Source organism: Veillonella magna (genome assembly GCF_959600285.1).
In the GTDB taxonomy this organism is placed as follows: Bacteria; Bacillota; Negativicutes; order Veillonellales; family Veillonellaceae; genus Veillonella_A; species Veillonella_A magna.
In genome coordinates this window covers 1-12,481 of the sequence record NZ_CAUGKU010000016.1, presented here as the reverse complement: position 1 = coordinate 12,481, position 12,481 = coordinate 1, and the positions used below count along the sequence as shown (strand labels likewise).

At 45.0% G+C, this 12,481-nt stretch carries 14 protein-coding genes; 11 read left to right on the top strand and 3 right to left on the bottom strand.

The window, feature by feature from the left end; genetic code table 11:
• Nucleotides 1-3: 3 nt before the first annotated feature.
• The 6 genes from hemQ (at nt 4) to Q5873_RS08650 (ending at nt 5,719) form a co-directional block, all read left to right on the top strand.
• Nucleotides 4-870, top strand: coding sequence for a hydrogen peroxide-dependent heme synthase (gene hemQ / locus Q5873_RS08675; protein ID WP_276627012.1), 867 nt, complete (start codon nt 4-6; stop codon nt 868-870).
• Nucleotides 871-887: 17 nt separating this feature from the next.
• Nucleotides 888-2,003 (top strand): AI-2E family transporter, encoded by a 1,116-nt coding sequence (locus tag Q5873_RS08670; RefSeq protein WP_288190013.1) that lies wholly within the window; start codon nt 888-890, stop codon nt 2,001-2,003.
• Between the two features lie 180 nt (nt 2,004-2,183).
• Entirely contained in the window at nt 2,184-2,837 is a 654-nt protein-coding gene (locus Q5873_RS08665; protein ID WP_303060457.1) for a PepSY domain-containing protein, read from the top strand.
• Nucleotides 2,838-2,974: 137 nt separating this feature from the next.
• On the top strand, nt 2,975-4,339 hold the full coding sequence (locus Q5873_RS08660; protein WP_407448253.1) for a TrkH family potassium uptake protein: 1,365 nt from the start codon (nt 2,975-2,977) through the stop codon (nt 4,337-4,339).
• Between the two features lie 84 nt (nt 4,340-4,423).
• Entirely contained in the window at nt 4,424-5,080 is a 657-nt protein-coding gene (locus tag Q5873_RS08655) for a potassium channel family protein (RefSeq protein WP_028255183.1), read from the top strand.
• A 48-nt stretch (nt 5,081-5,128) separates the two neighbouring features.
• Entirely contained in the window at nt 5,129-5,719 is a 591-nt protein-coding gene (locus Q5873_RS08650) for a DUF1847 domain-containing protein (protein ID WP_028255182.1), read from the top strand.
• Nucleotides 5,720-6,454: 735 nt separating this feature from the next.
• Here the strand turns inward: Q5873_RS08650 and Q5873_RS08645 are convergent.
• Both Q5873_RS08645 and queD read right to left on the bottom strand, forming a co-directional pair.
• Nucleotides 6,455-7,105 carry a radical SAM protein gene (locus Q5873_RS08645; RefSeq protein ID WP_288190023.1) on the bottom strand — a complete coding sequence of 217 codons (651 nt, stop codon included), beginning with the start codon at nt 7,103-7,105 and terminating at the stop codon, nt 6,455-6,457.
• Nucleotides 7,106-7,151: 46 nt separating this feature from the next.
• Nucleotides 7,152-7,487: a 6-carboxytetrahydropterin synthase QueD gene (queD, locus tag Q5873_RS08640; RefSeq protein WP_028255180.1), complete on the bottom strand. Its 336-nt coding sequence runs from the start codon at nt 7,485-7,487 to the stop codon at nt 7,152-7,154.
• Nucleotides 7,488-7,697: 210 nt separating this feature from the next.
• Here queD and Q5873_RS08635 point away from each other — a divergent pair, with 210 nt between their 5' ends.
• From Q5873_RS08635 to Q5873_RS08620, 4 genes are all read left to right on the top strand, one after another.
• The gene (locus Q5873_RS08635; protein WP_288302198.1) at nt 7,698-8,072 is read left to right on the top strand and encodes a CGGC domain-containing protein; all 375 of its coding nucleotides are present in this window, start codon (nt 7,698-7,700) and stop codon (nt 8,070-8,072) included.
• A 187-nt stretch (nt 8,073-8,259) separates the two neighbouring features.
• Nucleotides 8,260-9,534 (top strand): nucleobase:cation symporter-2 family protein, encoded by a 1,275-nt coding sequence (locus tag Q5873_RS08630; RefSeq protein WP_303060456.1) that lies wholly within the window; start codon nt 8,260-8,262, stop codon nt 9,532-9,534.
• Nucleotides 9,535-9,952: 418 nt separating this feature from the next.
• On the top strand, nt 9,953-11,179 hold the full coding sequence (gene gltS / locus Q5873_RS08625) for a sodium/glutamate symporter (RefSeq protein ID WP_303060455.1): 1,227 nt from the start codon (nt 9,953-9,955) through the stop codon (nt 11,177-11,179).
• A gap of 14 nt (nt 11,180-11,193) precedes the next feature.
• Nucleotides 11,194-11,604 carry an S-layer homology domain-containing protein gene (locus tag Q5873_RS08620; protein ID WP_288302197.1) on the top strand — a complete coding sequence of 137 codons (411 nt, stop codon included), beginning with the start codon at nt 11,194-11,196 and terminating at the stop codon, nt 11,602-11,604.
• A gap of 277 nt (nt 11,605-11,881) precedes the next feature.
• Here Q5873_RS08620 and Q5873_RS08615 read toward each other — a convergent pair whose 3' ends face one another.
• Nucleotides 11,882-12,070, bottom strand: coding sequence for a hypothetical protein (locus Q5873_RS08615; RefSeq protein WP_303060454.1), 189 nt, complete (start codon nt 12,068-12,070; stop codon nt 11,882-11,884).
• A 252-nt stretch (nt 12,071-12,322) separates the two neighbouring features.
• On the opposite strand from Q5873_RS08615, the gene Q5873_RS08610 reads away from it, so the two are divergent.
• Entirely contained in the window at nt 12,323-12,457 is a 135-nt protein-coding gene (locus tag Q5873_RS08610; protein ID WP_288302196.1) for a hypothetical protein, read from the top strand.
• Nucleotides 12,458-12,481: the final 24 nt, after the last annotated feature.

The window sequence follows — 12,481 nt, the reverse complement described above, 5'->3', positions numbered from 1 at the left end:
CCAATGAGCGAAGATAGAAATAATGTGCAAGAAAAAGGTCATGGTGGTCGTCCGCTTATGCACGGTGGGCACAGCGCCGTGCATGGTCATGGTGGCCATCCCGGTCATCCGGGAATGCCCGGAGCAGCCAACGAGGAACAGCCCAAGGCCGTATTGACCTATGAAGGTTGGTTTAGTTTGCATGCGACCTATCGTATTAATTTCCAAATGTGGCAGTCTTGGACAGCAACGGAACGCAAGGCGGCATTGTTGGAGTTTAAACGATTCATTGCGGATCTTGAGAAAGAACACGAAGCTCACAAATCCAGTTACGCATTATATAATGCCAGTGGAGAAAAGGGGGATTTGCTCCTTTGGATCTTACAGCCTACCTTGGAAGAGGTTAACGCTGTGAAGACACGTCTTCATAAACTGAAGATAGCCGCTGTACTGGAAGCAACGTCTTCGTTTGTGTCGGTTATTGAAGTAAGCAATTATATGCAGTTCGATATCAATCATCCGCGCGTGCAGGAACGACTGTATCCGAAAATTCCGCGCCTTCGTTACATGTGCTTTTATCCTATGAGTAAAAAACGTGAACAAGGTGATAACTGGTTCATGACTGATCGCGCCGAACGAGGTCGTATGATGCGGTCCCATGGACAAATCGGACGAAAATATGAAGACGTAATCAAGGAATTTACGACCGGCGCATGCGGTTTAGATGATTGGGAATGGGGCATTACCCTCATGTCCGATGATGTGGTGCAGTTCAAGAAGATTGTGTATGAAATGCGCTTTGACGAAGTAAGTGCCCGCTTTGGTCTCTTCGGCTCCTTCACGGTAGGCACGTTATTGGATGATCAGTCCTTGACGGCGCTCTTTGCGTAGTCATGCCGGAGGTGGGTATGGGATTTTGGAGGCAGTATAAACATATAGTCTATTTAATGTTGATTGCAGGGGCCGTATTTTTAGCGGCCCTGCGTTTTTCAACGGTTATTACCTTTGGCAGTGCGGTGTTTGATGCGCTGATTCCTTTGGTATGGGGCGTATTGATGGCATTTATTTTGCAGATTATCGTCAAGCGCTTTGAACGGATTTATTTTCCCACCGCAGTAGATGGTTGGAAAGCGGCATCGCGGCGACCGGTATGTATTGTGCTTGCCATAGTTGCTATTTTGTTAGCCATTTTCTTTGTGGCACGAATGGCGGTGCCGCAGCTCATCGCTTCGCTGGGCATTGTAGTGAAAGCAACCCCGCAGATTTATCATGCTACAGAACAATGGATTAATACGATTATCGCAGAGAATCCCGATGTATTGCGACCGGATATTATTCATTCCATTTCGCCGAACAGTGTGGTTACCTACATCAGTGATTTGGGAGCGGAAGGCGGTAAGTATGTCATGCATACGATGAGCTCTGCCGTAGAAATGGTATTTAATTTTGTGGTAGGATTAATCTTCGCCATTTATATTTTGCTTGATCAAGAACGCTTGCGCTCACAGGCTAAGCGTATCGGCAAAGCCTATTGCAGCGAAAAAACAACGGATCGCATCGGCTATGTATGGCAGGTGACGAGTCAAACCTTCAGTAGCTTTTTTATCGGACAGTTTTTAGATGCTTTGATTTTAGGAATTATGGTAGGCATCGGTTTATGGCTGTTCGGTCTGTCCTATGCGTTGACCATTGGCTGCGTGGTGGGGCTGACGGCACTCATTCCTTTACTGGGCGCATATCTGGGGGGAGCTATCGGCATTATTATGCTGTTGGCGGTGAGCCCTATGCAGGCAGCGCTATTCGTGGTAATCCTCGTGGTTATGCAACAAATCGAAGGCAATGTTATCTATCCGCGCATTGTAGGCGGATCGGTAGGACTGCCGGGTATTTGGGTATTTGCAGCCATCACTATCGGCGGCACCTTGTACGGTGTACCGGGAATTTTGTTTAGCGTACCGCTGGCGGGTACCTTGTATAAACTGTTTATGGAAGATATCGGCCGCCGTTTGGAACGAAAGCTTTAATGGGGACAGATTAAAGCTTTCGGTTTTCTATATGTTGTCACGCATAGTGACAGCGTAGGAAACGCAGGATAGAGCGGTAAAAGGAGAGATGTTTAGCGTATTGTCCGTAATTGATAAATCATGATATACTATAGGCAATAACTGTGAAAGATGACAACAGGAAATCAGGAGGTACGCTCTATGAATAAAAAGATGCTATCTATGGTGATGGCCGGTATGTTCGCCGTAGGCTTTGGTGCAACCGGTGTACAGGCAGCCGATCCGACGGCAACAGCTCCTACGACTCCGGCGGCAACGACGTCTGCACCGTCAGGAGATACAACAGCGGCAACAGTAGAAGCGCCGCGCAAGTCCATGGTACTTACAATGAATGAAGTAGCAGCGATTTTCCTTGGGAAATACGCAAACTCTGCGATTCATTCCATCGAACTTGATACGGACTATGGTCGCTTTGCCTATGAAGTAGAAGGTTATACGACAAAGCATACCTATACGATTAAGGTGGATGTAATCACCGGCAAAATTCTTAAGGAAGAAGAGGACGGTCGCGAAAAAAATATTCCGTCTAAAATTTTTAACCCTCTCGATGTAATTGATCCGCATAAGGCGGAAGCGATTGCCAGAGCAGCTGTCGGCGACAGCGCTATTTCCAAAAGCTGGGAACTTAAAGCAGAAGACGGTAAGGTTACTTACGAAGTGAAGGTTATCAATAACGATGAAAAAGTGGACGTAATCCTTAACGCATTGGATGGTACGGTAATCACTAAGTCGGTACCGGAAAAAATCGTTCAAGAAGAAGAGGATGACGATACAGGTTGGACCTTCCACTTATAATGTGGTGTCAGCGCATGATTTCGTAATGATGCGCGCGTAATAGTATAGGAGGATGCACGTTTCCCGACGACAGTGGGGAGATGTGCATTTTTGCTATTACTTACAAGAACATATGAAGACGACGGGAAGGAATGATTATGTATCAACCGAGTATACATACGAAATGGCATCAAGATCGGATGCGGAGTATCAACCCGTATCGCATGTTGGCAGCCAGCTTTTTAATTACTATGTTAGTAGGTACCTTGCTGTTACTGTTGCCTGTGTCGGCTCGTCCCGGTGAAACGACGCGCTTTGTCGATGCAGCCTTCACGGCGGTGTCCTGTGTATCCGTAACGGGATTGGCCAGTGTAGATACGTATACCCATTGGTCTTTGACGGGACGTGTTATCATGACCATCCTCATTCAACTGGGTGGCTTGGGGATTATGACATTTACGACGCTGGTGGCATTCCTCTTTGGACAGCGCATTGGATTGCAAAGTCGATTACTACTGCAAGAGGATTTAGGACAAGACGGACTGCGTGGGATTTTGCGCATTGCTAAGCGCGTAGCCTATTTGACATTTGGCGTCGAAGCACTGGGAGGCGTCGTGTATGTGTGGCAACTTTATCCGTATATCGGCAGCGAGGCGTATTATGTAGGCTTTATGCAAGCCGTTTCGTCATTTTGTAACGCCGGCTTTGTCTTTTTTGATAATGCCTTGCCCTATGCCATGGTGACGGACTGGGTGTTTACGATAAATACCTGTATCCTTATTATTGTAGGCGGCTTTGGCTATATGGCGATTTTTGATATGTGGGCCAATCGCAAGCGAGGCTTTGTCTTCTTTGCGCTTCACACTAAGGTGATGTTGGTAGGTACCTTGGCACTATTGGTGTTGGGAACCGTCGGCGTATTGGGAATGGAATGGAACAACCCGCTTACCTTGGGACCGCTGAGCATAACCGATAAACTGCAGGCAGCATTCTTTCAGGCAGTTACGCCGCGTACGGCCGGCCTGGCTACGATTGATTATGGCGCGGTGCATGCAAACACAGCCTTTTTAACAATGGTTTTAATGTTTATCGGCGCCGGACCTAACTCGACCGGTGGCGGTGTAAAAATAACAACCATGGTTGTAGTTTGGGTAGCAGCCATGTCGATTTTTTCACCGCGTCACGATGTGGAATTGTTTAAACGGCGTTTATCACAGCAGCATATTGTGAAAGCCTTTGGCATTATGTTTTTCTCGACGCTGCTTATTATTGTGGCAACCGGTATATTGGCATGGGTAGAAAGCTATCGCTTTTTAGATATTACCTTTGAAGTGACATCGGCCTTTGCTACGGTAGGTCTTTCGCGAGGGATTACCATGGAGCTTTCCGATATTAGCAAATGGACCTTGATTGTTGTTATGTTCAGCGGGCGTATCGGTGTGTTGGCGCTCATCGGTTCGGTGGCCTTGCGCCATCAGCCGCCACGACCCATTTCGTATCCGGAAGGTAATGTGCTGTTGTAAAAGAAGAATAAAATACAAACGGAAATAAAAAGACGAATGAAATAAAAGAATGAAATAAAAAATGAAATAGAAGAAGGTGAGGCTATGAATAAACAAGCGGTGGCCGTCATCGGTTTGGGACGATTCGGAGCAACCGTAGCCAAGACATTATCCGCGCAAGGTCATGAAGTATTAGGCGTAGATATTAATGAAGAAACCGTACAGCGTATCAGCCCGTATGTGACGCATGCTGTTGTGGCCGATACCAGTGATGAAGACGCACTGCGCGCATTAAGCCTTAATCAGTTTGATGATGTAGTCATTGGCATTGGGGATAATGTGCAGGGCAACTTGATGACTGCCATGCTGGTAAAGGAGATTGGAGCCAAGTATATTGTGGCAAAAGCGCAGAGCACGTTGCAGGGACGATTGTTAGAAAAAATCGGTGTCGATTTGGTAATCTATCCGGAATCGGATATGGCCTTGCGCGTGGCACAGATGTTGGTACGCGAACATGTCATCGACTATTTGCAGCTTTCCAAAGATATCGGTTTAGTAGAAATGGAAACACCGGCGTTCTTGCAGGGCAAGACATTGATTGAAGCCAATATTCGTGCCAAATACAATGTCAATGTAGTGGCCATCAAACGGGATAATGATGTATTGGCGCCGCCGGATCCGAACGACCCGCTGCGAGGGACGGATACACTGATGATTATAGGACGTGATCCGGATATTACTCGTTTGGAGGAAGGCAAGTAATTAAGGGATACAATTTAGGATTAGGATATAGGCAAAGGGGGTCATCGTATGAAATGTGCACAGTGTATGACAAAAAATTGTGCAAAGCTGGGACAAAATTGTACGGACAAAGAATTTACGACTATTGCATCGGCCTATGAAGGTGAGACGCAGCAGATTATGGAATGCGCCGCTTGCACGGAAGGAAACTTTTACAACGAGCTGACGCGCATTGAAGAAACAAGACAATTCTGCCAGTACATGGGCTATAAGAAAATCGGGTTAGCCTTTTGCGTCGGTGTTCATCGGGAAGCACGTTTGGTTGAAGCGTATTTTCGCAAGTTTTTTGAAGTAGAGTCCGTTATCTGTAAAGTGTGCGGAGTAGATAAGGCAAAGCTGGGACTGCAACAGATTAAGGAAGGCGCACGGGAGTCCATGTGTAACCCGGCGATGCAGGCAAAGCTTTTGGAAGAAGCCGGCGTTGAGTTTAATGTATCCATGGGACTTTGCGTAGGTCATGATGCTATATTCAACCATGCCAGCTCCGTACCGGTGACGGTTTTGGTTGCTAAGGATCGCGTGTTGGCACATAATCCCTTGGGAGCAATCTACTCGCGGTATTGGTTGAAAAAATTGGGGATATACGAAGAGGAAGTGTAACATAGTCCCTCGATACTATTACCGTTATAAGAACAAGAAGGCTATCTATTCTGCTAGGAAGTCAGGCCTTGCGAATGACATTCTACGCAGAATAGATAGCCTTTTATTATTCCCTATACCGAATGTAGTCGAGGGGCAATTATTACGGAAGAAAGAAAGAAAAATTCTTCGTAGCTACTATACCGCTTTTTCTTGCGATGAGTGAGGAATGACTATATATTGTGAGGAGGTGTATAAGAATGGTATATTGATAGTAGGAGGTGATTGCATATGAAAACGATAGGCTTGATTGGTGGAATGAGTTGGGAGGCCTAAGCCATTAACGTATATAGTAGTAAGAAAAAGAGGATACTCTCCGTAGACCTACCGGTATAGCGGATTTATTGGAGCATTTGGTAATACCGTGTGATGAGATATAAAAAAAGTTCCTTCTGCAATACATACGGTTGCAAATCACATTAGTTGTGAGGTCTAAGCCATTAACGTATATAGTAGTAAGAAAAAGAGGATACTCTCCGTAGACCTACCGGTATAGCGGATTTATTGGAGCATTCGGTAATACCGTGTGATGAGATATAAAAAAAAGTTCCTTCTGCAATACATACGGTTGCAAATCACATTAGTTGGGAAGCCTTACCCATTAACGTGTATAGCAATAAGAAAAAGAGGATACTCTCCGTAGAATGCCATTCGTAAGACCTGGCTTCCTAGGAGAGTATCCTCTTTTCTTTATAGTTAAACACCTGTGGCTGAAGGATCCCAAATAAATTTGTGAATTTGCAACTGTACCCTCACATCATCCAGCTTGTGTTCCAGTAAAAATTCAACGATTGTTTTAGGTTCGATGGCGCCGAACACCGGCGACACAAATACCGATGCTATCGGGTGATAGGTGGCAATGATGTCTCTCATCGTGTATAAGTCATCAATGGAACCGACCACAAATTTCAACACATCGCGAGAGGTCATATGCTGAAACACGTCTAGGTTCATCATGTCTTCCACGAGAGAGGACGGGCACTTGTAGTCGTAGGTATAAAATACATTGTCCGTAATCAGCGGCGGTAATAATGTGCCGTTGGTTTCAATATTAAACTCGTAAGAACCTTCGGCGGAAAGCATTTTAATCAAAGCGACTACCGCCGGTGCTTGCAGTAGAGGCTCGCCACCGGTGATGGTAATATAGCGATGCCCCATTTGGCGAAGTGCATGAGCGACTTCTTCCAAGGTCATACTTTCATGAGGCGCACCATCATAGCTGTAGGTGGTATCACAGTAGGAGCAACGAATGTTACAATCGTACAATCGCAGAAAGGAACAAGGAAAGCCTTGCCGTGATCCTTCGCCTTCGATAGAGGAGAATAGCTCAACGACGTTTAGCGTCATCGCCGATGGTGTAGGCACTGCAGTTTGAGAAAAAACAGAGTGAGTATTAGCGCTCATAAATAGCTACATTCCCTTCCGACTCCTGAACGACTACCTTTACACATTTTTCACCAAGCTCATCGGCAATCCACTTGGCCATGTTCTCGGCGGTAGGATTAATATCGCCTAGAATGTTGTTGATGTGTTTGTGATCAAGACGGCCGTGAATAGCTTCCTTGATATGACCGAAGTCGATGACCATTCCGTTCTCATCCAGCTCTTCCGCTTGCGCATAGACATGGATAATCCAATTATGACCGTGAAGATTTTCGCACTTGCTACGATAGCTTAAGGAAAGCTGGTGAGAAGCGCTGATTTCTAATTTCTTTATTACTGTAAACATAATCTCTCCTTTATACATCTTATATATTAGTTAGTATGTCGTCATATATCGGAGTTCAGTGTACCACGGCGCACGGAGCAGGACAAGATATGATAAATTTTTATAGTAAATATGAAGGATAGTGTATTCAAGGCAACAGGTTTAAGGAAAGAAGATATGGTACAATACCTTTACGATTTTGTTTTATGTTTTTCAGTGAAGGTGATATACATGAAAAAAGTAGCTATTCTGGTGAATGAAGATACAATGCAGCGTTGCTCTTGCGGCGGTTGCTTACGGGCGCTATTTGAAAAGAAGGACTCCTTTGCCCGTTACGGCGATGAAGAATTGGAATTGGTAGGGATGACGCATTCCGGTGGCGACTTGGCTAAAAAAATCGAAACCCTTCGTAAAAAAGGCGTAGATGTAGTGCACCTGTCAACATGCACGAAAAGTAAAAATGAAAACTACGAAGCTATTGCCGACGCTTGTGCTGAATATTTCGATGTCGTCGGCTATACGCATGGCAGTCCCGACGGTAAGGGAAAAGGCAAAATGGCGGTAGAGCTTTCGGCGCGTCATCCGAAAACGACAGAAGAGTCATAGATGATTTTGATTTCTCCACATTCCTTATGGTAGGGCACATTCACTATGTCTGTTAGCTTTTTAATTGTATAGGATGGTCTTTACTTGTAATGGGGTTTTATTTTACAAGATAAGGATTGAAAAAAATAAGCTCCTGCGCTATACTATCTTTTGTTAAGTATGGTTTATAAGTAAGGAGCATTCAACAATGGAAAATTATAAAAAGGGGCAAACCTTTTTTCTCGGTTTACAACATGTGTTAGCCATGTATGCAGGGGCGGTTATCGTACCGTTAATCGTAGGCAGTAGTCTGAACCTGACGGTGAGTCAAATTTCATTCCTCATCGGAGCGGACTTGTTGACATCGGGGATTGCCACGCTGTTACAGGTATGGCGCAATCGGTTCTTCGGCATTGGATTGCCGGTGGTTTTGGGTTGTACATTTACGGCGGTATTCCCTATGATCTCCATCGGTAAAGAGTTTGGCATGGGTGCCATTTACGGAGCCATCATTACTTCCGGTTTAATCGTCTTCATCATTTCTCATTGGTTTGGCAAATTGGTTAAACTGTTCCCTCCGGTGGTAACGGGATCAATTGTCAGCATTATCGGCGTTACCTTGGTGCCGGTGGCGATGAATAATTTAGCCGGTGGCGTAGGCAGTCCGGACTTTGGCAGCACCACGAATTTACTGTTAGGCTTTGGCGTATTACTTTTTATTTTGCTTTTAAATCGTATCTTCAAAGGATATATTCAAGCTATCTCGGTACTCTTAGGCTTAGCCGCCGGGACGGTAGCCGGAATTTTGCTGGGCATCGTGGATTTTACGCCGGTGCGGGACGCATCGTGGGTACACATCGTTATGCCTTTCCAATTCGGTATGCCCGTATTTAATGTAAGCGCTATTTTGACGATGACTATCGTAGCCTTGGTGAGCATGGTGGAATCTACCGGCGTGTTCTTGGCATTGGGCGAAATTTGTGGGCGCAAGCTGACGGAAAAGGATTTGGCACATGGCTATCGTGCGGAAGGGTTGGCTTCTATTATCGGCGGTATCTTTAACTCCTTCCCATATACCACTTTCTCGCAGAATGTAGGCTTGGTACAATTATCCAAGGTGCGTGGCACCAATGTAGTTACCATTTGCGGTTGCATGTTGGTAGTCCTTGGCTTGTTGCCTAAATTTGCTGCGTTGGCGACAATCATCCCGACAGCTGTATTAGGCGGTGCTATGGTAGCCATGTTTGGTATGGTATGTGCAGCCGGGATTCGTATGTTGGGCAAGGCAGATTTCTCCGACTCCAACAATATGCTTATCGTGGCTTGCTCCATTACCTTGGGGCTGGGCGTTACCATTACACCGAACTTTTTCGGACAATTTCCTCAGTCCGTGCGCATCCTCTTTGAAAGCGGTATCGTTACCGGTGCGTTAACGTCAGTTGTTCTAAATCTGCTCTTCAATTGGAAGGACATTAGGAAATAAAGTAAACCATAGTTTAAGAATAAAGTAAGCTGTCGCTGAAATAAAGTAAGCCGTAACTAAAATGAAGTAAGCGGTAGATAAAAAATATATGTAGCAGTCTGCATATTACTTTACATTGGATATATTATTTATAGTTTGACGATTCAATGACGCTTTACAGACGCTTTCATTTTATACTTTAACCATAGAATCTTAGTCAATTAGGCCGGACGGCCGCTATACGACAACTGTACTGCAGTTTGCCTATAACGGCGTCGGCACGCGAAGACATGTACAGGCTAAGATAGCGGAGATAGGAACCCCGCCTATAGGCAGTGCAAGTTATATCCTCGGAATGACATTGCAAATCCTAAGGCGGGGTCCTTTTTTATACCTACATACCTATATAGAAGTTATGTTGCAAAAAGGGGGATTATGTATGACCTTTGGCATTGAAAAAGGCGTGTATACGCTGTCGCTTGGCATGGAGGCTACCTTGGCATGGGCCATTATTTTACTACTCATCGGTCGATGGTTGGTGCAGCGTGTATACGTACTGCAGCGATTCTGTATTCCTGCACCGGTTGTGGGTGGGTTGTTATTTTCCTTGCTCACCTTGTTTCTTCATCAAACGGGACTTATGGCCGTAAAGATGACCACAACCTTTCAAACTCCGTTGATGCTAGGATTCTTTACTACCATTGGTTTGATTGCCAGTTTGAAATTAGTGAAAAAGGGCGGTAAGATACTGTTCTTCTATTGGTTGCTGTGTTCCATTCTGGCATTAATGCAAAATATTATCGGCGTATCCTTAGCAGAGGTCTTGGATATTCATCCGCTTCTCGGTGTATTGATGGGAGCGGTATCTATGGAAGGTGGTCATGGTGCAGCCGGTGCCTTTGGTCCGGAAGTAGAAGCCATGGGCATTTACGGTGCTACGGCAGTCGCTATGGCGGCAGCTACCTTCGGTCTTGTGTCGGGCGGTCTTATCGGGGGACCGATTGCCAACTACTTAATTAAAAAAGGAAATCTTACCTCTACGGAACTGGATGAAAATCCTGATGCGGTAACGGAAGAAGCCGTGGAAGGTACGCATATGACAGCGTCTTTGTTCATGCAACATGCAGCGGTCATCACCGTATGTATGACAGTGGGCCTGTGGGTGACAACAACTTTAAAGGCAAGTTTGGCGATTGCCCTTCCCAGCTATGTGGGAGCTATGTTCTTTGCCGTGGTCGTACGCAATTTGAACGATCATTTTCATTGGATGAATTTAGACAACGGCATCATTAATTTTATCGGTGAAATTTGCTTGGGCATCTTCCTTTCTATGGCACTCATGACATTGCGTCTGTGGGAATTGGCAGACTTAGCGCTGCCTATGATTATCGTGTTGGCTGCGCAAGTTCTCTTCATGGTGTTCTATACGGTAGTGATTGCCTTCCGTGTATTGGGGAAAACCTACGATGCAGCTATCATCTGTGCCGGTATGGCCGGTCATGGACTGGGTGCTACGCCGAATGCCATTGCCAATATGACGGCCGTAACCGAACGGTTCGGTCCTTCCACAAAAGCATTCCTGGTGGTTCCGTTGTGCGGTGCGTTTCTTATCGATATGTTTGGTATACCGTGCATTACATGGTTCATTAATTATTTCGCGCCATAAAAAGGTTTTCTACAATGCGGGACATGAAGGAATTGTTGGCTAAACAGTCTGCAGAAATCGCACGGTTGAAACAGATGCATAACATGAACTTTGACGATCAGCTCAGCGAATTATTCCCGGACGTAGCTGAAAACCATTGGGCTTACGAATACGTAACCAAGATTGCCGGCAACGGTATTGTGGAAGGCTATCCGGATGGTCTCTTCAAAGGCGATCGCATGATGACCCGTTATGAATTTGCCGCTATCGTATATCGAATGATGCAGCTTGGTAAGGGTGCTAACGATCAGGAAATGAGCAAGCTTGTCAAAGAGTTTGGTCCTGAATTGAAATACATCCGTATCGATGCTGTTCATAAGGATAAGGACGGTAACCCAACGGTTCAGCGTGTACGCGTAACTGAATATGGTAAAACACATGCGTAAGATTACTCCTCGCTACTACTACATATCCTGAGTAATTTTAACGAGATGAAACTCTCGGCGCATGAAGGAACGGCTCTCTCGAGTAATCGAGGGAGCTGTTTTTTTATTTGCTTTTGCTGCGATACCTTTCTTTAACTATTTCTTTAGAGATAGTCTTGTATTGTATTGTTTTGTTTAGGAATGCGCTCGGTGTGTGGCTCGGTGTGTGGTTCGGTTGAACGGTAAATTCTTGCGCTACTTTTTTACCATCTATCCGAACTGCAGCTGGCGTATACGATCAATTTTCCTTGATAGTTACCATGGTACTTACCATAGTGTTTACCATAGTGCTTACCGTGGTACTTACCATAGTGCTTACCGTGGTACTTACCATAGTGCTTACCGTAGTACTTACCATAGTGCTTACTGTAGTACTTACTCTAGTATTTACCTTGGTATTTGCTATATCAGTTTCCTTACCCTCCACTTATTACCATCCGTGAGTAAGGTAAATGTAAACACAACTTGCTACTATTTTTTATAATATTCATTCGCAAGGTTTGCCCGCTGAGCTATGTGCGCATAGACTTTAATAACTACCGCTGAAAGCATTAACTCTTGCTGAAAGAATTAACACTCACTGAAAGTATTAACACTGAGCGTAGAATAATGAACAGTTGAGAAGTTGGACAGGAAAGCCGCACTCCTTCCTCGTATTATTACGGTAAGGAGGGATTTTATGATTACCAAACGACTTTCTTTTAAAGCGGATAGCATTCTATCTGATACGATAGACACAACATCGAATACAACAAATATATCCTCAGGTGAAGCTACCAACACTGGTCCTATGTCAATATTTAGTACAACCTAAAATGAAAATATCTCCTTTGCATCA